Below are 21,209 nucleotides of genomic sequence, written 5' to 3' on the forward strand. Positions count from 1 at the left end.
CCGCCGTCAGCTCGTGGCGATTCCAAAGAGCGGCTCGTCGGGCGTCGACGACGCGAGTTCATGGAAGCCGAGATGCTCGTAGAACGTGCGAGCCCGCGTGTTCGCCGGGTCGAGGCCGAGATGCACGGCGCTCACCCCGCGTCCGCGCAGCGCCGCACGCTCGAGGTCGATGAGGCGGCGCCCGAGCCCGTGCCCCTGGGCCTCGGGGAGCAGGTCGATGTGCAGGTGTGCCGGGTACTCGTCGAGCTCGGCGATGAGCATGCGTTCGGGATGATGGGCCTCCTCGCGGAGGCTCACCTCGTCGGGCGACCAACCCCGGTCGACGTCGACCCCGTGTCGTGCGTCGAAAAGCGGCATCCACTCGGCTCGGAACCACTCGGCGAACCGGGCCGTGTCGGCAACCGCGAGCACGTACCCCTGTACGCGATGCCCGTCGGTCACGACGAACGCCAGGTCGGGGTCGAACACTGCGTACGGCGTCGCATACACGTCGCCGAGGATGCTGTCGTCGGAGTAGAGCCCGCGGGCATCCTCGCCCGCCGCTCCCGTGCGCACGCAGACGTCGGCGATGCCGTCGAGATCGGCGGGCTGGAACGGCCGGAGGCGGAGCGTCATCGGCGCTTCCGCGTTCCGAAGATGCCCGTGAGCACGCTCGTGAGCACCGTGCGCGTGGCCGGGGACCCGAGGATCTGCTCGAGGGGCGACTTCGACGACGTGCTGCGCGGTCGAGAACCGCTCGACGAGCGCGCACCGGTCTGCTTCATGATGCGGTCGTACTCGGCCTTCGCCTTCGCCCGCTCCCGTTCCTCTGCCTTCCGCACGGCGGCCTGCTGCTTCTCGAACTCCGCCGCAGCGCTCGCCTGCTGCTTCGCGAGTTCCGCCGCATCGGCGGCAGCCGCGGCCGCGTTCATGCGCGCGGTGAGGATCTCGTGCGCCGATTCGCGATCGACGGGGGTCCCGTACCGTGCGAGGAGCGGAGAGGATGCCACGGCGCGATCGATCTCGGCCTCGGGCGTCGGCGACATGAGGCCCTGCGGGGCGCGGAGCCGCGTCCACGCGACGGGCGTCGGCGCACCCTTCTCGTTCATGACCGTGACGATCGCCTCGCCTGTGCCGAGGGTCGTGAGCACCTCCTCGAGGTCGTACGCCGACCGCGGGTACGTCGACACCGTCGCGCGCAGCGCCTTCGCGTCGTCGGGCGTGAAGGCGCGCAGCTGGTGCTGCACACGCGAACCGAGCTGGGCGAGAACATCAGCGGGAACGTCCTTCGGCGTCTGCGTCACGAAGAAGACGCCGACACCCTTCGACCGGATGAGACGAACGGTCTGCACGACCTGGGCGAGGAAATCCTTCGAGGCGTCGGCGAAGAGCAGGTGCGCCTCATCGAAGAAGAACACGAGCTTCGGCTTGTCGAGGTCACCCACCTCGGGCAGATCGTTGAAGAGGTCGGCGAGCAGCCACATGAGGAACGTCGAGTACAGGGCGGGCTTGTCGGCCACACCGGGAACCTCAAGCAGGCTGATGACGCCGCGACCGTCATCCGCGGTTCTCAAGAACTCGCTCGTGTCGATCTCGGGCTCGCCGAAGAAGGCGTCGGCACCGGCCTCGGCGAAGACGATGAGTTCGCGGAGGATGACACCGACCGTCGCCTTCGAGAGGCCGCCGAGCCCGTCGAGCTCGGCCTTGCCGTCGTCGCTCGTGAGGTACTGGAGCACGCTGCGGAGGTCAGCGAGGTCGAGGAGCGCGAGACCGTTCTTCTCGGCGTAGTGGAAGACGAGGCCGAGGCTCGACTCCTGCGTCGCATTGAGGCCGAGCGCCTTGGCGAGGAGGAGCGGACCGAAGCCCGCGATCGTCGCTCGGATCGGAACCCCCTGACCGTGACCGCCGAGCGAGAAGAACTCGACGGGGAATGATGCGGGCGTCCAGTCCTGACCGATCGCGGCCGTGCGCGCGAGGAGCTTCTCGTTGCCCTCGCCGGGCGTCGCGATGCCCGAGAGGTCGCCCTTGATGTCGGCCGCGAAGACCGCGACGCCGTGGGCCGAGAGCTGTTCGGCGAGACCCTGCAGCGTGCGCGTCTTGCCGGTTCCCGTCGCCCCCGCGACGAGACCGTGGCGGTTCGTCATGGCGAGCGGGATGCGGACGGGAACGTCGGCGAGCGGGTCGCCGTTGACGAGGGCGCCCATCTCGAGTGCGGGGCCCTCGAACGCGTACCCGGCGCGGATGGCGTCGATCGCCGCGGCGTCGAGAGGGCCGGTGGATGACGGTGGTGCCGCGTTCACCGGTGCGGCGGCCGCGTCAGCCGCCTCCCGCGCACGTGCGGCGGCCTCTTCGGCTCGGCGCACCGCCTCCTGCGCTTCGGCCTGGAGTTTCTCGGCGACCTCGGCCGCCGCCGCAGCGGCCTCCCGAGCCTTCTGGACCCCGTCATCCGTCATGGCCCGATCCTAGTGACCGGTGTCCTCGCGATCGAGGGGACGATATCTCGGGGTGCGGGGGCGTGCGCACCCCGTGCGATTGACCTTTCGGCATGGGGCGGGCGGGGGGATGTCGGTCGCGACGTGACCGAGAGGTCGAAATCTCGCGGTGCCGGGCTCGCGCGACCCCGTGCAATTGACCTCTCGGCTGGGGCGTGGGCGGCGACGGGCGAGCATGCGACGTCGATCACGTGCGCCAGCCTCGCGAGTTGAGCGCGCGGGCGACGGCGCGCACCCGCTCGCGGACCGGCATGTGACGCGTGACACGCACGACGATCCAGCCCGCCGCGGCCAGCGCGTTGAGTCGAGAGACATCGGTCGCCCACTGCCGATCATCGAGACGGTGCTGGTCGCCGTCGTACTCGGCGATGACGCGCCACCGGCGGAAGACGAGGTCGCCATGCGTCGATCCGTCGGGCGTCTCGATCTCGCCGTTGAGTTCGGGCTCGGGAAGGCCCGCATCGACAAGGTCGAGCCTCAGCAGTGTCTCGCGCGGCGACGCCGACCGCTCCCGCACGAGCGCCCGCGCGCCGCGCAACGCCTCGATCCCTCGCCGCGAACCGAAACGCGCGAGGGCGGAATCGATCTCGTCGAGCGCGCACACGGGCCGCGGCCACCCGACGAGGTGCTCGGCAGCGACGACGAGTTCGCGCACTCCGAGTGCCGCACCCAGCTGGCACCACGCATCGGCGGGCGCGACCACCCGTAGGGCGCCGACGCTCGTGATGACAGGCCGATGGCGCGCTCGATGTCCGACGACTCCGCGCTCGCGAGGACGGTGTTTTCCTTCCCACACGGTGACGTGCACGGCGGCATCCCGCTCGACGCGTCTCGGCAGCGGCATGCCCCACAACGCGGCTGCGGTGCTGTGGCTGAACGCCGAAGTCTCTGTCATCCGCACTCCGTAGGCCGCGCACCGTGCGATCACCGACGATGCATCGCCGGTGGCCGGCGCGCGAACGCCGTGGAACGGGCGCACCAGATCGGACGCATCGAGTCGCTGCAGCGAAACGCCTTCGCGCAGCGCCTCAGTTCGCGTGAACGGCCGACCGGCGAGCGATGCGGGCAGAGGATGACGACGGCTCATCTCACCACGCTCCCCGATTCGGGGTACCGTGCGTCGCCGTCATCACGATCGGTGGGTTCTGCGACCCGGGCGCGCGCCGTGGAGGGCGAGTGCCGCGCGCCGAGAGGGCGATTCGCGGGGGTGCGGGGCGCGCGCGACCCCGAGGGATTGACCTTTCGGCGAGGTGGGGGCGCGGGCGGCCTGCCGAACGGGTGACACGAGCTCGCGCGTGTGGGCATAATCGAGACATGAGCACCTCGAACTCGCTCACGTATCGCACGCTCGCGTCGTACCGGCGCGTCGAACTGCTGCACCTCGTGCAGGAGTCGCCCGGCAGCACGCTCGCGGAGCTCGTCGACGCGACCGGCATCCACATCAACACCGTGCGCGAGCACATGCAGCGGCTCATCGACGAGGGCTTCGTCGTCGCGAAGTCCGAGCACCGCACCACTCGCGGCCGACCGCGCGTGCTCTACAGCGCCGCGACGGGAGCCGACGACACGGCGGCGGCGCGCGAGCGGCTCACAGGCGCCGTGCAACGCGCCGAGGCGCTCCGGCGCTACGCCCCCGAGGCCGTGCTCGGCGACGACACCGTCTTCGCGGACGAGGCGCTCAACCAGCTCGACGCCCTCGACGACCACCTCGACCGTGCCGGTTTCGACCCCGCGCTCGACACGACGAAGCTCGAGGTCGAGCTGAGCGGGTGCCCGTATCGCGAGATGGTCGATGAGCACCGCGACGTCGTGTGCTCCGTGCACCTCGGCATCATCCGCACCGTGCTCTCCCACGCGGGCGGCCCGGTGAGCGCCGACCGGCTGCTCCCGTTCACGACTCCCGGCTGCTGCACCCTCGCCCTCTCGGTCGATCCGACCGACTGATTTTTCACGGCGTTGCGCCCTCGCTGATGACTCGACCCCGAGCGCAGACTGACGGTGAACGGGGATGCGATACGCGGCTCCCCCGGACATCGAGGACGGGCGATGAAGGACACCGCAACAGCACCCGCAGAAGCTCCCGGCTCAGCACTCAAGCCTGATCTGTCGAACTGGGACCCGGAGAACCCCGCGACGTGGGATTCCAAGCTCGCGTGGCGCACGCTCTCGGTCTCGACCTTCACGATGATCCTCGCGTTCGCGACGTGGTACCTCGTGAGCGCGATCGCTCCCCGCCTCGGCGACATCGGCTTCGACCTGACCGATCAGCAGCTGTACTGGCTCGTGGCGATCCCGGGTCTCGCCGGCGGTCTCATCCGCTTCGTGTTCATGTTCCTGCCGCCGATCCTCGGCACGCGGAAGCTCGTCGCCCTCTCGGCGTTCGTGCTGCTCCTGCCCATGGTGGGCTGGACCCTCGTCGTGCGCGACACGAGCACCCCGTACTGGGTGCTCCTCGCCCTCGCGTTCTCGGCGGGCGTCGGCGGCGGCAGCTTCAGCGGCCTCATGGCGTCGACGAGCTACTTCTTCCCGAAGCGCCTCTCGGGCACGGCGCTCGGCCTGCAGGCGGGCATCGGCAACTTCGGCATCGGCGTCGTGCAGCTGCTCGTGCCGTGGGTCGTCGGCTTCGGACTCTTCGGCACGGCCGTGCTCACCCCGCAGTCGAGCGCCGACGGCGACCTCGTCTGGCTGCACAACGGCGGACTCGTGCTCATCCCGTGGGTGCTCTTCGCCGGCATCCTCGCGATCGTCGTGCTCCGCCGGGTACCGGTGACGGCGAACTTCCGTCAGCAGCTCTCGATCTTCCGCCTCAAGCACACGTGGATCATGACGGCGATCTATCTCATGTCATTCGGCGCCTTCTCGGGTCTCGCCGCGCAGACGGGCCTCATCATCCGCGACGTCTTCGGCGGTTTCGAGGACGCCCCGAACCCGCTCGCCTGGGCGTGGATCGGCCCGCTCCTCGGAGCGGCCGTGCGCGCAGCCTGCGGCCCGCTCTGCGACCGGTGGGGCGGCGCGATCTTCACCTTCATCGGCGGGGCAGGGATGACGCTCGGAACGCTCATCACGCTGCTGTTCCTGTCTCCGAGCTCGGTCGACGCGTTCTGGGGCTTCCTCACCGGGATGATGGTCATCTTCTTCTTCTCGGGCTTCGCGAACGCCGGCACCTTCAAGCAGATGCCGATGATCTTCCCGAAGCTCCAGGCGGGCGGCGCGATCGGCTGGACGGCCTCCGTCGGCGCGTTCGGGCCCTTCCTCGTCGGCATCGCCCTCTCGGCGATCTCACCGACCGTGTTCTTCATCGTGTGCGCCGCGTGGTGCGCATTCTGCACGGGTCTCGCGTGGTGGTACTACGCGCGTCCCGGCGCCGAGAAGCCCAGCTGAACGAGAGCGACAGGAACGACATGACACTCGAGAAGCCCACCCGAGCCCCCGCGAACGACGGCCCGCTCGCGGCATCCCTCGTCAAGTACGGCCGCTTCCTCCGGAAGGGCGAGGTGTCGGATGACTTCCGCTCCGTGTTCCTCGAAGGAGGCCGGTCGGGCGACGTGTTCTACCGCGACCGCTGGTCGCACGACAAGGTCGTGCGCTCGACGCACGGCGTGAACTGCACGGGCTCCTGCTCGTGGAAGGTGTACGTCAAGGACGGCATCATCACGTGGGAGACGCAGCAGACCGACTACCCCTCCGTCGGCCCGGACTCCCCCGAGTACGAGCCGCGCGGCTGCCCCCGCGGCGCGGCGTTCAGCTGGTACACGTACTCGCCGACGCGCGTGCGCTACCCCTACGTGCGCGGCGTGCTGCTCGAGCTGTACCGCGCGGCCAAGGCCCGCCTCGGCGACCCCGTGCTCGCGTGGGCCGCGATCACCGACGATCCCGAGTCGGCCCGGAAGTACAAGAGCGCCCGCGGCAAGGGCGGTCTCGTGCGTGCCACGTGGCAGGAGGCGGCGGAGATCGTCGCCGCGGCGCACGTGCACACCGTCAAGCGGTACGGCCCGGACCGGGTGGCCGGCTTCTCCCCCATCCCGGCCATGTCGATGGTGTCGCACGGAGCGGGCGCCCGGTTCCTGAACCTCGTCGGCGGCTCGATCCTGTCGTTCTACGACTGGTACGCCGACCTCCCCGTCGCGAGCCCGCAGGTGTTCGGCGACCAGACCGACGTGCCCGAGTCCGCCGACTGGTGGAACTCGTCGTACCTCATCATGTGGGGCTCGAACGTGCCGGTCACGCGCACCCCCGACGCGCACTTCATGACGGAGGCGCGCTACCGCGGCCAGAAGGTCGTCACCGTCTCGCCCGACTACGCCGACAACACGAAGTTCGCCGACGAGTGGCTCGCGCCCCACCCCGGCACCGACGGCGCCCTCGCGATCGCGATGGGGCACGTCATCCTGCGCGAGTTCCTCGTCGAGCAGAAGACCCCGCGCTTCATCGACTACATGAAGCGCTACACCGATTCGCCGTACCTCGTCACGCTCGACGACAACGACGGATGCCTCGTGCCGGGCAAGTTCGTGACGGCCGACGTCCTCGGCAGCGATGTCGAGAACGCGGCGTTCAAGACCGTGCTGCTCGGGGCCGACGGCGAGCCCGTCGTGCCGAACGGCTCGCTCGGTCACCGGTTCTCGGAATCGGACGAGGGCCTCTGGAACCTCGACCTCGGCGACGTCGACCCGCTGCTCTCGATCGCCGACTCCCCCCTCGCGACGGAGACCGCCGAGGTCGTGCTGCCCCGCTTCGACCTCGCCCCCGAGGTCGGCCGCGAGCACGCGGGCGGCGCGGGCACGATCACGCGCGGCGTTCCCGCGACGCGCGTCGCCGGCCGTCTCGTGACGACGGTCTTCGACCTGCTGCTCGCCCAGTACGGCGTCGGTCGCGACGGCCTCCCCGGCGAGTGGCCGACGGGCTATGACGACGCGTCGAGCCCCGGAACGCCCGCGTGGCAGGAGGAGATCACGTCGGTCCCCGCCGCGAAGGCCGAGCGCATCGGTCGCGAGTTCGCCGAGAACGCGGAGCAGTCGGGCGGTCGCTCGATGATCCTCATGGGCGCGGGCACGAACCACTGGTTCCACTCCGACACGATCTACCGCGCGTTCCTCGCGCTCACGACGATGACGGGATGTCAGGGCGTCAACGGCGGCGGCTGGGGTCACTACGTCGGCCAGGAGAAGGTACGCCCGATCACCGGATACTCGCAGTACGCGACCGCGGGCGACTGGAACCGGCCCCCGCGCCAGATGATCGGCACGGCGTTCTGGTACCTCGCGACCGACCAGTGGCGCTACGACGGTCTGCCCGCTGACGAGCTCGCCTCCCCGCTCGCGCGCGGCAAGTTCGCCGACCGCACGACGGCCGACTGCCTCGTCGAGTCGGCGAAGCGCGGGTGGATGCCGAGCTACCCGACGTTCAACAGGAATCCGCTCGACATCTGCGATGACGCCGACGCCGCCGGCATCCCGGTCGCCGACTACATCGTGCAGAGCCTCGAGGATGGCTCGCTCGCCTACGCGTGCGAAGATCCCGACTCCCCCGAGAACTTCCCGCGCGTCATCGACATCTGGCGCGCGAACGTGCTCGGATCGTCGGGCAAGGGCAACGAGTATTTCCTCAAGCACCTGCTCGGAACCGACTCGGCCGTGCGTGCGAACGAGGTCGGGCCCGACCGGCGGCCCCGCGACATGGTGTGGCACGACGACGCCCCGATCGGCAAGCTCGACCTGCTCATGACGGCCGACTTCCGGATGACGAGCACGACGCTCTTCTCCGACGTCGTGCTGCCCGCGGCGACCTGGTACGAGAAGTACGACCTCGCGTCGACGGACATGCACCCGTTCATCCACAGCTTCAACCCCGCGATCAAGCCGCCGTGGCAGACGCGCACCGACTTCGACCTCTTCAAGACGCTCGCGGAGGAGTTCTCGGCCCTCGCCGAGACGCACCTCGGCGTACGACGCGACGTAGTCGCGGCTCCCCTGCAGCACGACACCCGTGACGCCCTCGCGACGCCGCACGGCCGCGTCGTCGACGGTGCCCCCGCGGTTCCCGGCCTCACGATGCCGAAACTCATCGTCGTCGAGCGCGACTACCCCGGGCTCGCCGCGAAGTGGGGCTCGCTCGGCCCGCTCGCGACGAAGCTCGGCATGACGACGAAGGGCATCACGTACGACCCGACGCCCGAGGTCGAGAAGCTCGCGCACGTCAACGGGGTCGTGCCGTCGGGCCCGCAGGCCGGTCGGGTGCGCCTCGACACCGACGTTCGCGTGTGCGAGACGATCCTCGCGCTGTCGGGAACGTCGAATGGGCGCCTCTCGGTGCAGGGGTTCCGGCAGCTCGAGAAGCACACGGGCCAGCGCATCGCGCAGCTCGCCGAGGACCACGAGGGCTCGCACATCACGTTCCCCGATGTGCAGGCTCGCCCGGTGAGTGTCATCACGTCGCCCGAGTGGTCGGGGTCGGAGCACGGCGGCCGCCGCTACACGGCGTTCACGATCAACGTCGAGCACCTGAAGCCCTGGCACACGCTCACGGGCCGCATGCACTTCTACCTCGACCACGACTGGATGGAGGAGCTCGGCGAGAACCTACCGGTCTACCGACCACCGCTCGACATGCATCGACTGTTCGGCGACGCGCGCGTGGGATCGACCGCGGCGACGGGGGCACCCGGCTCGGCCGGTCACGCCGAGGTCGCCGTGCGCTACCTGACGCCGCACTCGAAGTGGTCGATCCACTCCGAGTACCAGGACAACCTGTTCATGCTCTCGCTCTCGCGCGGCGGCCCCACGATCTGGATGAGTCCGCAGGACGCCGAGAAGATCGGCGTGCGCGACAACGAGTGGATCGAGTCGTACAACCGCAACGGCGTCGTCGTCGCCCGCGCGATCGTGTCGCACCGCATGCCCGAGGGCACGGTGTTCATGTACCACGCGAAGGATCGCACCGTCGACGTGCCGCGCACCGAGACGAGTGGGCTCCGCGGCGGCATCCACAACTCGCTCACCCGCATCCTGCTGAAACCGAGCCATCTCGTGGGCGGGTACGCGCAGCTGTCGTGGGCCTTCAACTACCTCGGACCGACAGGCAACCAACGCGACGAGGTCACCGTGATCCGTCGCCGCAGCCAGGAAGTGGTGTATTGACATGAAGGTCATGGCTCAGATGTCGATGGTCATGAACCTCGACAAGTGCATCGGATGCCACACGTGCTCGGTCACGTGCAAGCAGGCGTGGACGAACCGCACGGGCGTCGAGTACGTCTGGTTCAACAACGTCGAGACCCGGCCGGGCGTCGGCTACCCGCGCGGCTACGAAGACCAGGAGAAGTGGGGCGGCGGCTGGGTGCGCAACAAGCGCGGCCGTCTGAGCCTGCGCTCCGGAGGCCGCCTCGCCAAGCTCTCGCGCATCTTCTCGAACCCGAAGCTGCCCGAGATCAGCGACTACTACGAGCCGTGGACGTACGAGTACGACACCCTGCTGAACGCCCCGCAGGGTGCGCACACGCCCGTCGCGAAGCCCAAGAGCCTCATCACGGGCAAGGACATGAAGATCTCGTGGTCGGCCAACTGGGACGACAACCTCGGCGGCTCCGCCGAGACCCTCGCCGAGGACCCGATCCTCCAGCACATGAGCGAACACGTCACGACGGAGTTCGAGAAGACGTTCATGTTCTACCTGCCGCGCATCTGCGAGCACTGCCTCAACCCGTCGTGCGTCGCGTCGTGCCCCTCGGGCGCGATGTACAAGCGCGTCGAGGACGGCATCGTGCTCGTCGACCAGGACGCGTGCCGCGGCTGGCGCATGTGCGTCTCGGGCTGCCCGTACAAGAAGGTCTACTTCAACCACAAGACCGGCAAGGCCGAGAAGTGCACGCTGTGCTACCCGCGCCTCGAGGTCGGGCTCCCCACCGTCTGCTCCGAGACGTGCGTCGGGCGACTGCGCTACCTCGGCCTCGTGCTCTACGACGCCGACAAGGTCGCCGAAGCCGCCTCCGTCGAGAACGAGCACGACCTGCTCGAATCGCAGCGGAGCGTCTTCCTCGACCCGCACGACCCCGCCGTGATCGAGGCGGCGCGCGCCGAGGGCATCCCCGAGGACTGGATCGAGGCCGCGCAGGCGAGCCCCATCTGGAAGCTCATCAGCGACTACAAGGTCGCACTGCCGCTGCACCCCGAGTACCGCACGATGCCGATGGTCTGGTACATCCCGCCGCTCTCCCCCGTCGTCGACGTCGTCGCCGACTCGGGCAACGACGCGGAGGACGCCCGCACGCTCTTCGCCGCGATCGACAAGCTGCGCATCCCCATCGAGTACCTCGCGGGCCTCTTCACCGCGGGCGACGTCGCCCCCGTCGACGACGTGCTGCACCGCCTCGCGGCTATGCGCGCCTACATGCGGAAGATCAACCTCGGTGAGGAGAAGGACGAGTCGATCGCACGCGCCGTCGGCATGACGGGCACCGAGATCGAGGCCATGTACCGACTGCTCGCGATCGCGAAGTACGAGGACCGCTACGTGATCCCCTCGGCCCACACCGAGCAGGCGGCCGAGCTCGAAGAACTCGCGTGCTCGCTCGACTACGACGGCGGCCCGGGCATGGGCGGAGCCGGCCCCTTCGGCACGTCGAGCGGCCCGAGCGTTCCCGTCGCCGTCGAGAACTTCCACGTGCTGCAGGACCGGCAGACAGCCGATCGACCGTCGACCCCGGGCCGCGTCAACCTGCTCAACTGGGACGGCAACGGAGCGCCGCAGGGCCTCTTCCCGCCGTCGGATCGCACCGGGAAGCGCGACGGGGAGGTGACACCGTGAAGTTCGCGATGCCGCCGCAGATCTCGCTCAAGCGCATGCCGGCCCCGATCGAGCGCCTCGAACTCTCGCGTGACGAGCGCTCCCTCGCGCACATGCTCGCGTCGCTGCTGCTCGACTACCCCGATGCGGCGTATCTCGAGCGGTTGCCCGAGCTCGCGTCATCCGTCGACGAACTGCCCGGCCCGATCGCGGCACCCTTCCGCTCGTTCATCGCCCACGCGATGAGCGAGCAGGAGCGGCTCGCTCCGGCGTACGTGACGACGTTCGACCTCAAGCGCAAGAGCTGCCTGTACCTGACGTACTTCGCCGCGGGCGACACGCGTCGGCGCGGCACGGCGCTCGTGACGTTCCTCGAGGCGTACCGAGCCGCGGGGTGGGAGTTCGAGGCCGACGAGCTGCCCGACTATCTGCCCGCGGTGCTCGAGTTCTCGGCCGTCACCGACTCGCCCGTCGCCGCACGCCTGCTCGCCGCCCACCGCGACGGCATCGAGGTGCTGCGGGCGGCGCTCCTCGCCCAGTCGAGCCCGTGGGCCTCGCTCGTCGAAGCCGTGTGCCTGTCGCTGCCCGAGATCGACGACGACACACGAGAGCGCTATCTCGCTCTCATCAACGACGGACCGCCCACCGAGACCGTCGGCATCAGCTTCCTCGGCCAGCTCGAACCGTTCTCGGCCGGCGGCGGCGCATCACGAGAGGTGAGGGTATGAACACACTGCAGATCCTGCTCTGGGTCGCATTCCCCTATGCGGCGTTCGCGATCTTCGTCGTCGGACACATCTGGCGCTACCGTTACGACCAGTTCGGCTGGACGAGCCGCTCGAGTCAGGTCTACGAGAACCGGTTGCTGCGCTGGGGCTCGCCGCTCTTCCACTTCGGCATCCTCGCCGTCATCGCCGGGCACGTCGTCGGCCTGCTCATCCCGCGCGAGTGGCTCTACGCGATCGGAATCGACGAGCACATGTACCACTTCGGCGCGACGACGATGGGTACCGCGGCGGCCGTCGCGACGATCGTGGGTCTCGCGATCCTCATCTACCGGCGACGGATGACGGGGGCGGTGCTCCTCGCGACGACCGTCATGGACAAGGTCATGTACGTCTTCCTCGCCGCGACGATCCTCGCGGGCACGACGGCGACCGTCATGTTCCAGCTGCTCGGGCCCGGGTACGAGTACCGCGGCACGATCGCCCCGTGGTTCCGGAGCCTCATGCTGCTGCAGCCGCAGCCCGAACTCATGGCGAACGTGCCGCTCGCGTTCCAGATCCACGTGCTCACGGCGACGGCGCTCTTCGCGCTCTGGCCGTTCACGCGCCTCGTGCACGTGTTCTCGGCGCCGATCGGCTACTTCACGCGGCCGTACATCGTCTACCGCTCGCGCGATCAGCAGGGCTCGCGCCCCACCCGCCGCGGCTGGGAAGGCGTGAAGCAGCCCGACGAGAACCGTCTCCACAAGCTCTGACTCCCTGAAAGGACTGTTCCGATGACTGCACAATCCGTCTCCTTCGGTCGCCACGAATCCGGTCACGCGTGCGCGTGCGGTGACGACGATTCGGCCGTGGTGCTCGACGCCCGCGACATCCCCCACGCCATCCGGCACGCGACGATCTTCGGCGCGCTCGGAGCGATCCGCCCCGGGTTCTCGCTCGATCTCATCGCCCCGCACGACCCGCTGCCGCTCCTCGCGCAGATCGAGGCGGCCGAGCCCGGCGGCTTCGCCGTTGACTACCTCGAGCGCGGGCCGGAGGCGTGGACGCTGCGTTTCACGCGGCAGTAAGCGCATCGTTTCTCGCCGAAAGGTCGATCCCGCGGGGTGCGAGCGCGTGTGCACCCACGTGGATCGACCTTTCGGCCGTTTCTGAGAGCCGCGTGCCGACCGGGCAGACTGTGACGCATGAGCGAATCGCTGCCACCCGCGCCCGAGCGTGCGCCCGACTTCGCGGACGACTTCACGGGTGACCTGAGCCCTGCCTGCTGGGTGCCCCACTACCTGCCGCACTGGACCGAGCCCGAGCGCTCGGCGGCGCGCTACCGGATGACGGCCGACGGCCTCGAACTGCGTATCGAGCACGACCAGCTCGACTGGCGCCCCGACGACGCGCCGCTTCGCGTCTCGAACATCCAGACGGCGACGTTCTCGGGCGCGATCGGAAGCCCCCGCGGCACGCACCGGCACCGCCCCGACGGTCTCGTCGTGCGCACCGCGACGCCGGAACGCGTGCTCTTCGCGCCCTCGCGCGGCCGCATCGACGTCACGCTGTCGGCGAGCACCGATGAGGGATGCATGATCGCGGCGTGGCTCGTCGGCATCGAGAACACGAACGAGGATGACGCGGGCGAGATCTGCATCGTCGAGATCGATGCGTCGGCGGTGGGTCCGACGACGATCGCTCGCACCGGAGTGAAGGCGCACCACGATCCGGGTCTGACGACCGACATGAGCGAGGTCGAGCTGCCGTTCGATGCGAGCAGGCCGCACACGTGGACGGTCATCTGGGGCGACGGCGAGACGATCATCGGCTGCGAGGGCGTCGTCGTGCGGCGCGTGCCGCAGGCTCCCGACTACTCGCTCATGCTGCTCATCGACCTCTTCGAGACCGCGGCGCCGGCCGGCGCGTACCCGAAGACCGCGACCGTGCGCGACGTGCGCGGGTGGGCCGACTGAGGCGACGGGCGCGCGCTGCGGCCGGCTGCCGTGCGGGACTGCGCCGCGTCATCCGTCGAGTGGGCGATTCGCGGGGGTGCGGGGGCGGTGCGACCCCGAGCGATTGACCTCTCGGCGAGTGTGAGCGGCTGCAGTGTGCTCGTCGGCTTGCCGCGTCATCCGTCGAGAGGGCGATTCGCGGGGGTGCGGGGCGGTGCGACCCCGAGAGATTGACCTCTCGGCGAAAGACGTGGAAGGTCACGTCAGCGAGAGGGCGATTCGAGGGGGTGCGGGGGCGGTGGCACCGCGAGGGATTGACCTCTCGGCGAGTGGGGGCGGTCGCGAGCCGGCGAGTCTGGGCGCGCCGGGGCGTCAGGGGGCGACGCGGAAGAGGCCCGCGGCGCCGCGCTCGGCGTCGACCATGATGTGCGAGACGAACGGGTAGTCGCCCGCCTCGGGGAACGCGAGCTCGACGAATCCGCCCTGCGCCGCGAAGAGTCCGAGGGCCTGTGAGCCGCCCGCTCCGGGGCGCAGCCGGTAGTCGCCCTCGAGCCACACGGTGTCGAACTGACCTCCGATGACGTGGAACGAGCTCGACCGTGACGGGCCGGCATCGAGCACCCAGACCCGCACGCGCTCCCCCACGGATGCCGGCAGCGGGTCACTCCGATACTGATTCGCCGCGCCATTGAAGACGACGAGGTCGGGCTCTTCGCGAGCGATCTTGGCGGCATCCACCTCGCCGCCCTCCGGTCCGAGGTAGTACTCGCTCTGCACGAGCACGTATTCGCGGTCGACGGGTGCGAGGTCGGGCGGATCGATGATGACCGCGCCGAACATGCCGTTCGCGATGTGCGACGACATCGGCATCGTCGAGCAGTGGTACATCCAGATGCCCGCGCGCTCGGCGGTGAACCGGTAGACGAGCGACTGCCCCGGCTGGATGGTGCGCATGGGTTCGGCGGGGGCGAGAGCGCCCGCGTGGAAGTCGATCGAGTGGCCGATCGACCCGTCGTTCGTGAGGGTGATCTCGAAGACGTCGCCGATGCGTCCGCGCAGCACCGGCCCGGGCGCGGTGCCGCCGAAGGTCCAGAGCGTCTGGGTGACTCCCGGCGCGACCTCGGCGACCTGCTCGGTGACGGTGAGGTCGACGCGGTGCACGGTCTCGTCGGATGCCGGTGCGAGTGTCGCATCACGAACATCGACGTCGTCGTCGTACTCGCGCATGAGGTCGAGGTCGACGGGGTCGCCGTCCGGCTCCGCCGCCGATGAGTCGTGCGCGGAGTGAGCGCCGCCCGCGTCATCCGTCGGCGTCGGCTCCGGCGAAGGCGCCGGGCCGTCACCGGTCGCGACGATGTCGAGCACCATGCCCATCTGCCGGTGGCCGGCGACCGAGCACCACCCCTCGAGGTCGGCGCCGATGACTCCGACGTCGAGGGTCGCGGTGCCGCCGACGGCGATGCGCTCGGTGCGTGCACCGTTCTCGATCGTGAGGTCGTGCACGTCGACGCCCGTGTTGTGCAGCTCGATCACGAGTCGGTCGCCGCGTGGCACCTCGATGACGTCGGGCGTGAATCGCATGCCCTCGACCTCGACGGTGACGCGCGTCGTCTCGCCCGTCGCGGCGACATCGGTCACGGCCGCCGTGCCGATGCCCGCCGCGGCCGGATCGACGGCGATTCCCGCGGTGACGGTGAACATGAGCACGCCGATCGCCGCCGCGACGAGTCCCGTGCGGCTGCGACGAGGCTCGGCGGCACGACCGGGCGCCCCGAGGGAAACGGCCCGCGAGAGGTCGGGGGCGTCGCCCTCGGCACGGCGCGCACGACGCGAGAGCACGACGGCGCGCACGGCGAGCACGAGGAAGGCGACGAGCACGCCGAAGACGAGGAGCGAGAGCAGCACCTTCGCGACGCTCGGCACGGGGAGGAGGAAGAGCAGCAGCCCCCCGTTCACGACGACGACGCGGAAGGGCGCGGCGCGGTCGAGCTCGACGGCGGCGACCTTCGACGCCTTCGGGCTGCCGCCCACGACGACGGGCAGCAGGAAGCTCAGCGCACCGACGAGCACCTGCACGACGAAGCCCGCGACGAAGGGGATGAGGAGCGGGTCGAGTCGGTCGAGCAGCACGGACCACTCGGTCGTCGTCGCCGCCCCGATGGCAAGCCACGCGGCGCTGCCCGCGACCCAGAGGAGACCCGCGCCGACGCTCCAGCCGGCGAAGGTTCCCGGTGGCATCGCGCGCGCCTGCAGCACGGCGTGCACGCCGACGCGCGCGAGACCGGCGAGCCAGACGACGAGCCCGACGGTGACGAGCACGGTCACACCGAAGCCCGCCGCGGCGACGAGGATCGCGAGCCCCACGAGCAGCGTCGGCAGCGCGTGCCGCGCCCCCGCATCGGCGCCGGGTTCGATGCGCGCGTGCAGGATGGTCGGCCACAAAAGAACCGCCGTGCCGATGACCGTCAGGCCGATCCACCCGAAGAGGTTGAGGCTCACGTGCGCGACGACGAGGCGAGCGGCAGTCTCGCCCGCCGGGCCCGTCGAGAGGAGGCCGCCGATCGTCGCGCCGACGACGAACGTCGCGGCGGCCGCGACGTAGTAGCGCACGAGCGGCGCGAAGCGGGACGGCAGCGCACCGCGCGCCTGCACCGCGAGCAGGATGCCGTGGAGGAGCGCGTTCACGGCGACGAACGCCGCGCCGATGATCGCGATGACGGATGTCGCCGAGAGCACGCCGACGACGACGAGCACGACGCCGAGCGTGTGGGCGACGAGCCTGCCGGTGAGCGCACGGGCGCCGCCCGGCCCGGCCCGCCGCGTGAGCGTGTCGGCGAAGTGCTGACTCCAGATGAGGATCGCCGTGCTCGCCGCGCCGAGAAGCGTGAGGTGGATGAGGAGCCACCCCGATTCCGGCAGGAAGCGGTGCGCGATCACGACGACGCCCGTGACGACGAACCAGAGCCCGACGAGCGCGTTCATCAGGACGTAGCGGGTGCGGCGACTCATGCCGTGCTCCTCGGTCGGCGTGCGGCCGTGACCGCCGAGACGGCGGCGATCACGAAGAACCCGAGGATCGCGACGATGCCGCCGACACCGCCCACCCGCACGACGACGATCTCGTCGAGGGCATCGCCCGCGAGTCGCACGGCGAGCGAGGTGTGCAGCAGGGCGACGGGCACGTACATCACGGGTCGGTACGGCAGCCGGATCGCGAGCACGGCGGGAAGGATGAGCGGCGCGTGCGCCATGATCATCGACATCACGAACCCGAGGAACACGGCGTGCACCGCGGCGTCGTACGCGGGCCCGTCGAGCACGGGCGCACCGAGCAGCCAGATCACGCCCGCGACGGCGAGCCACGCGTAGCCAGCCAACAGGCACACCGCCGTGAACCGCGCGAGTGCGACCGACCGCACCGTCTTCGTCGCGATGTCGAAGCGCACGAGCCATGCGCACGTGAGGACCAGCGCGGCGCCGAGAAGACGACCGCCGACGTCCGGCCAGCAGAGCGCGAGCACGGCGGCGACCGCGAGCGCCACTGCGCTCAGGAACGCGAGCGCCTCGGGCCGCGGCCCGGCGAACGCGATGCGCGCGAGCTCGACGCGCTCACCCGCGATCGTGAGCACGAGGAACACGACGAGGAACGGCACCACCCACGGCACGGGTACGCCCGCGGCCCACAGCACGGCGCCGCACACCGCCGCCGCCGCTCCGAGAGCCTGGATCGCCGTCGCGACCGCGGGCTGCCGCTTCCAGATGAGCCCGTAAGCGACGAGCAGCACGCCGAGGCCCGCGGTCACGGCCGACGCCCCGACGACGACGGGCAGGGGCGTGAGGCACGCGAGCGCGCCGAGTCCGGTGAGGACGGGTGCGGCGAACGGCAGCCGCCTCCGGAGGGCGACGGCGCGCTCGAGCGAGATGAGCGTCGTGAGGAAGCCGAAGACGAGGAGGGGCGCGTGAAGGTCGCGGAGACGCTCGAACCGGAGGACGGGGAGCCCGAGGAGGGAGAGTGCGGCGGCGAGGCCCAGGATCAGCGCGAGAGCACCGGGGATCAGGAAGACGAGACGCCGCATCGGCCGGCGCTCGTTCCCCGAACGCGGTGCTCCGCTCGGGACGGGTCTCGCTGCCTCACCCATGATTCGACGCTAGCCAGGCGCGTCGAACGGCGGCCCCTCACGGGCCGTGAAAAACGGTCAGACGAGCGGCGCGGGAGCGTGACGCGCTGCGCGACGGCGCAGCACGATCGTGTGCACGATGCGGAGGATCGTGACGAGCACGATGCCGACGCCCGCGATGATCGATCCCATGACGATGAGCGGCTCCGAGAGCGGCACGAACTCGAAGAACTGCGCCGAGAGCGGCACGTAGAGCACGACCGCGAGGCCCACGATCATGCCGATCACGATGAGCACCTTCTTGATCGTGAAGGGCCACGAGAGTCCGGCGAGCACGGCGATGCCGATGAGACCGAGCACGATCGTCGTCGCCGTACGCACCTCGGACTGATCGATGCCGGTGTTGCGCCCGTAGAGCGAGAGCGTCGTGAGGCACACGGCGACGATGAGACCCGCGGGGATGGAGAACGAGAGCGCCCGCCACAGGAAGCCCGGCACGTACTTCTGCGCGTTCGGCAGGAGGGCGAGGAAGAACGCGGGGATGCCGATGGTGAGGCCGTCGGTCACGGAGAACTGGCGCGGCAGGAGGGGGAACTCGAGCAGCAGGATGCCGAAGACGAGCGCGAGCGAGACGGCGTAGGCGGTCTTCGTGAGGAAGAGCATCGAGACGCGCTCGATGTTCGCGATGACCTGGCGGCCCTCGGCGACGACGCCCGGCAGGCGCGAGAACCGGCCGTCGAGCAGAACGAGGCGCGACACGGCCTTCGTGGCCGCCGAGCCCGACTCCATCGCGATGCCGATGTCGGCCTCCTTGATGGCGAGGGCGTCGTTGACGCCGTCGCCCGTCATCGCGACGGTGTGCCCGGCCTTCTTGAGCGCGACGACGATGTTCTTCTTCTGATCGGGTGTCACGCGCCCGAAGACCGAGTGCTCGGCCAGTACCGTCGCGAGCTCGTCGACATCCGTCGGCAGGGTGCGGGCGTCGACGCCGTGCGGCACGTCGAGTCCGACGTCCCTCGCGATCGCCGCGACCGTCTCGGGGTTGTCGCCCGAGATGATGCGGACGGCGACGCCCTGCTCGGCGAAGTACTCGAGCGTCTCCTTCGCGTCGGGCCGCACCTCTTCGCGGAACGTCAGCAGCACGACGGGAACGAGATCGCCGCGGAAGCGCTCGTGCTCGACGTCGTCGGCGTCGAGGGCGACGACGGTGTGCGCGAGCACGAGCGTGCGGCGACCGGATGCCGCGAGCTCGCCCGCACGCTCGACGACGCCCCATCGGTCGGAGGTCTCGTCGAAGACCATCTCGGGTGCGGCGAGCACCCAGGTGCCCGCCGTCGACATCGAGGGGGTGCCGCCGAACGAGACGGCGCTCCACTTGCGGGCCGAGGAGAACGGGATGCGTTCGGCGACGGGCAGGGCGTCGTCGACGGGGTACGCGGTGACGAGACACTGCGTCGTCGCATTGGCGTCGTCGGCCGCGCCGTTCCACGCGAGGACGGCCTGCCAGCCGTCGACCTCGCTGACGGGGTGCGCTTCGTCGAAGCGGATGTCGCCCGTCGTGATCGTGCCCGTCTTGTCGAGGCAGATGAGGTCGACGCGGGCGAGCACCTCGACGGCAGGGAGCTCCTGCACGAGCACCTTGTGCCCCGAGAGCTTCACGGCGCCGACGGCGAAGGCGATCGACGTCATGAGCACGAGGCCGAGCGGGATCATCGCGATGACCGACGCCATCGTGCCGACGCCCGCCTCCTGCCAGCGGCCCGACTCGATCGCGGCGGCCCAGCCGCCCTGCGCGACCATCTGCGAGTTGAGCACGAGGAGGGCCATCGGGCCGATGATCCACGTGATCCACTTCAGCACGCGGTCGATCGAGCCGCGGAGTTCGGAGGCGATGAGGGAGAAGCGCTTGGCCTCGCTCGCGAGCTTGTTGGCGAACGAATCGGCTCCGACGCGATCGACGACGGCGGTGCCCCGGCCGGCGACGACGACCGAACCCGACAGCACGCGGTCGCCCGGGCCCTTGTCGACGGGTTCGGACTCGCCCGTGAGCATCGACTCGTCGACCTGCAGGCGGGATGCCTCGGCGACGAGTCCGTCGGCGGGCACCTGGTCGCCGGCACGCAGTTCGAGCGTCTCGTCGAGCACGACGTTGACGACTCGGATCTCACTCAGCTCGCCGTCGCGCCAGACGCGCGCGTTCGGAGCATCGAGGAGGGCGAGCTTGTCGAGGGCGCTCTTGGCGCGGAACTCCTGGATCGTGCCGATGAGGGCGTTCGAGATCGCGGCGAACCCGAACAGCGCGTCCTGCCAGCGGCCGAGCACGAGGAGGACACCGAAACAGCCGATGACGATCGCATTGAAGAGCGTGAGGACGTTGGCGCGGAGGATGCTGCCGATCGATCGGCTCGTCGGTGCGACGAAATCGTTCACACGACCGTCGGCCCGCCGCTCGGCGACTTCAGCACTGGTGAGACCGCGTGTGGCGGTCGCGGTCTCCGTCATGCCCTCGATCCTACGGGCCGGGGGTGACGCGCACTCAAGCGTCGGAAGCGATTCCCAGCAGGTCGAGCACGGAATCGGCGTAGTCGTGCGCCTCGGCACGGCTCGGCGCAGGAGCGAGACCGAGCAGGCGCCGGCGATGCGGCTCGCCGAGGAGCAGGCCGAAGAGCGCCTCGGCGCGCGGGGTCGAATCGGGAGCGTCGCGTGAGAGTCGGTCGGCGAGGAGGGCGATGTAGCTCCGCGGCCCGCTCTCGTAGAAGCGGTGGGCGAGCTCGGGGAAGAGGCGCGACTCGCCGATCATGACGCGGTGGAGGCCGACGACGTCGTCGGAGTGCACCACGAAGACGATGCGTGCGGCGAGTTCGTGGAGTGTCTCGTGGTCGGCCCCGACGGCGGCGAGCGCGCGCTCGCGGAAACGCTCGACGCCCGCCGTGAAGACTCCGGGCTTGTCGCCGAAGAACGTGTAGATCGTGCGCTTCGTCACGCGCGCCGTCGCGGCGATCTCGTCGATCGATGTGTGCCCGAAGCCGTTCGTCACGAAGAGGGCGATGGCGGCGTCGAGGATCTGGTCGCGACGACGCTCGCGGTCGGCCGCGGTCGGTCGACCGAGTCGGCGCGTCGGTTCTCGCTCGTCGCTCATGAGGCCCCATTATTCACGGCCCCTCGGCGAGCGGCATC

At 70.0% G+C, this 21,209-nt stretch carries 15 protein-coding genes; 8 read left to right on the plus strand and 7 right to left on the minus strand.

Going from position 1 to position 21,209, the window contains the following annotated elements; genetic code table 11:
- Nucleotides 1–6: 6 nt before the first annotated feature.
- From BJ972_RS07505 to BJ972_RS07515, 3 genes are all read right to left on the minus strand, one after another.
- Entirely contained in the window at nucleotides 7–615 is a 609-nt protein-coding gene (locus tag BJ972_RS07505; RefSeq protein ID WP_129176943.1) for a GNAT family N-acetyltransferase, read from the minus strand.
- A complete protein-coding gene (locus tag BJ972_RS07510) occupies nucleotides 612–2,432 on the minus strand; it encodes a helicase HerA-like domain-containing protein (protein WP_129176941.1) in 1,821 nt (606 codons plus the stop codon). Before BJ972_RS07510 ends, BJ972_RS07505 begins: the two co-directional genes overlap by 4 nt.
- A gap of 226 nt (nucleotides 2,433–2,658) precedes the next feature.
- Nucleotides 2,659–3,366 (minus strand): DUF559 domain-containing protein, encoded by a 708-nt coding sequence (locus BJ972_RS07515; RefSeq protein WP_129176939.1) that lies wholly within the window; start codon nucleotides 3,364–3,366, stop codon nucleotides 2,659–2,661.
- 419 nt (nucleotides 3,367–3,785) lie between these two features.
- Between BJ972_RS07515 and BJ972_RS07520 the strand changes: the two genes are divergently transcribed.
- The 8 genes from BJ972_RS07520 to BJ972_RS07555 all read left to right on the plus strand — a co-directional run bounded on the left by BJ972_RS07520 (nucleotide 3,786) and on the right by BJ972_RS07555 (nucleotide 13,935).
- The gene (locus BJ972_RS07520) at nucleotides 3,786–4,415 is read left to right on the plus strand and encodes a helix-turn-helix transcriptional regulator (protein WP_129176937.1); all 630 of its coding nucleotides are present in this window, start codon (nucleotides 3,786–3,788) and stop codon (nucleotides 4,413–4,415) included.
- Nucleotides 4,416–4,517: 102 nt separating this feature from the next.
- Nucleotides 4,518–5,852: an MFS transporter gene (locus BJ972_RS07525; RefSeq protein WP_129176935.1), complete on the plus strand. Its 1,335-nt coding sequence runs from the start codon at nucleotides 4,518–4,520 to the stop codon at nucleotides 5,850–5,852.
- Between the two features lie 20 nt (nucleotides 5,853–5,872).
- Nucleotides 5,873–9,607 carry a nitrate reductase subunit alpha gene (locus tag BJ972_RS07530; RefSeq protein ID WP_129176933.1) on the plus strand — a complete coding sequence of 1,245 codons (3,735 nt, stop codon included), beginning with the start codon at nucleotides 5,873–5,875 and terminating at the stop codon, nucleotides 9,605–9,607.
- 1 nt (nucleotide 9,608) lies between these two features.
- Nucleotides 9,609–11,273: a nitrate reductase subunit beta gene (gene narH / locus BJ972_RS07535; RefSeq protein ID WP_129176931.1), complete on the plus strand. Its 1,665-nt coding sequence runs from the start codon at nucleotides 9,609–9,611 to the stop codon at nucleotides 11,271–11,273.
- Complete coding sequence (narJ, locus tag BJ972_RS07540; protein ID WP_241830898.1) at nucleotides 11,270–11,980, plus strand: nitrate reductase molybdenum cofactor assembly chaperone; 711 nt, start codon at nucleotides 11,270–11,272, stop codon at nucleotides 11,978–11,980. The genes narH and narJ overlap by 4 nt, the downstream gene beginning before the upstream one ends.
- Complete coding sequence (narI, locus tag BJ972_RS07545; protein ID WP_179419932.1) at nucleotides 11,977–12,732, plus strand: respiratory nitrate reductase subunit gamma; 756 nt, start codon at nucleotides 11,977–11,979, stop codon at nucleotides 12,730–12,732. The genes narJ and narI overlap by 4 nt, the downstream gene beginning before the upstream one ends.
- Before the next feature lie 21 nt (nucleotides 12,733–12,753).
- Complete coding sequence (locus BJ972_RS07550; protein ID WP_129176930.1) at nucleotides 12,754–13,047, plus strand: DUF2249 domain-containing protein; 294 nt, start codon at nucleotides 12,754–12,756, stop codon at nucleotides 13,045–13,047.
- A 117-nt stretch (nucleotides 13,048–13,164) separates the two neighbouring features.
- Nucleotides 13,165–13,935 carry a family 16 glycosylhydrolase gene (locus tag BJ972_RS07555; protein ID WP_129176928.1) on the plus strand — a complete coding sequence of 257 codons (771 nt, stop codon included), beginning with the start codon at nucleotides 13,165–13,167 and terminating at the stop codon, nucleotides 13,933–13,935.
- A gap of 351 nt (nucleotides 13,936–14,286) precedes the next feature.
- Here BJ972_RS07555 and BJ972_RS07560 read toward each other — a convergent pair whose 3' ends face one another.
- Genes BJ972_RS07560 through BJ972_RS07575 form a run of 4 tightly spaced genes read right to left on the minus strand, consistent with a single transcriptional unit; the run spans nucleotide 14,287 to nucleotide 21,171 of the window.
- Nucleotides 14,287–16,923 (minus strand): multicopper oxidase domain-containing protein, encoded by a 2,637-nt coding sequence (locus BJ972_RS07560; RefSeq protein ID WP_129176926.1) that lies wholly within the window; start codon nucleotides 16,921–16,923, stop codon nucleotides 14,287–14,289.
- Complete coding sequence (locus tag BJ972_RS07565) at nucleotides 16,920–18,053, minus strand: DUF8744 domain-containing protein (RefSeq protein WP_129176924.1); 1,134 nt, start codon at nucleotides 18,051–18,053, stop codon at nucleotides 16,920–16,922. The genes BJ972_RS07560 and BJ972_RS07565 overlap by 4 nt, the downstream gene beginning before the upstream one ends.
- A 57-nt stretch (nucleotides 18,054–18,110) precedes the next feature.
- Entirely contained in the window at nucleotides 18,111–20,534 is a 2,424-nt protein-coding gene (locus BJ972_RS07570) for an HAD-IC family P-type ATPase (protein WP_129176922.1), read from the minus strand.
- Between the two features lie 34 nt (nucleotides 20,535–20,568).
- Complete coding sequence (locus tag BJ972_RS07575) at nucleotides 20,569–21,171, minus strand: TetR/AcrR family transcriptional regulator C-terminal domain-containing protein (RefSeq protein ID WP_129176920.1); 603 nt, start codon at nucleotides 21,169–21,171, stop codon at nucleotides 20,569–20,571.
- Nucleotides 21,172–21,209 lie beyond the last annotated feature (38 nt).

This window comes from Agromyces atrinae (assembly GCF_013407835.1).
GTDB classification, from domain to species: domain Bacteria; phylum Actinomycetota; class Actinomycetes; order Actinomycetales; family Microbacteriaceae; genus Agromyces; species Agromyces atrinae.

What these genes read in the sequence shown, in the direction of transcription:
- BJ972_RS07505 (WP_129176943.1), bottom strand. Translation starts at nt 615, where the DNA reads ATGACGCTCCGCCTCCGGCCGTTCCAGCCCGCCGATCTCGACGGCATC.
- BJ972_RS07510 (WP_129176941.1), bottom strand. Translation starts at nt 2,432, where the DNA reads ATGACGGATGACGGGGTCCAGAAGGCTCGGGAGGCCGCTGCGGCGGCG.
- BJ972_RS07515 (WP_129176939.1), bottom strand. Translation starts at nt 3,366, where the DNA reads ATGACAGAGACTTCGGCGTTCAGCCACAGCACCGCAGCCGCGTTGTGG.
- BJ972_RS07520 (WP_129176937.1), top strand. Translation starts at nt 3,786, where the DNA reads ATGAGCACCTCGAACTCGCTCACGTATCGCACGCTCGCGTCGTACCGG.
- BJ972_RS07525 (WP_129176935.1), top strand. Translation starts at nt 4,518, where the DNA reads ATGAAGGACACCGCAACAGCACCCGCAGAAGCTCCCGGCTCAGCACTC.
- BJ972_RS07530 (WP_129176933.1), top strand. Translation starts at nt 5,873, where the DNA reads ATGACACTCGAGAAGCCCACCCGAGCCCCCGCGAACGACGGCCCGCTC.
- narH (WP_129176931.1), top strand. Translation starts at nt 9,609, where the DNA reads ATGAAGGTCATGGCTCAGATGTCGATGGTCATGAACCTCGACAAGTGC.
- narI (WP_179419932.1), top strand. Translation starts at nt 11,977, where the DNA reads ATGAACACACTGCAGATCCTGCTCTGGGTCGCATTCCCCTATGCGGCG.
- BJ972_RS07550 (WP_129176930.1), top strand. Translation starts at nt 12,754, where the DNA reads ATGACTGCACAATCCGTCTCCTTCGGTCGCCACGAATCCGGTCACGCG.
- BJ972_RS07555 (WP_129176928.1), top strand. Translation starts at nt 13,165, where the DNA reads ATGAGCGAATCGCTGCCACCCGCGCCCGAGCGTGCGCCCGACTTCGCG.
- BJ972_RS07560 (WP_129176926.1), bottom strand. Translation starts at nt 16,923, where the DNA reads ATGAGTCGCCGCACCCGCTACGTCCTGATGAACGCGCTCGTCGGGCTC.
- BJ972_RS07565 (WP_129176924.1), bottom strand. Translation starts at nt 18,053, where the DNA reads ATGGGTGAGGCAGCGAGACCCGTCCCGAGCGGAGCACCGCGTTCGGGG.
- BJ972_RS07570 (WP_129176922.1), bottom strand. Translation starts at nt 20,534, where the DNA reads ATGACGGAGACCGCGACCGCCACACGCGGTCTCACCAGTGCTGAAGTC.
- BJ972_RS07575 (WP_129176920.1), bottom strand. Translation starts at nt 21,171, where the DNA reads ATGAGCGACGAGCGAGAACCGACGCGCCGACTCGGTCGACCGACCGCG.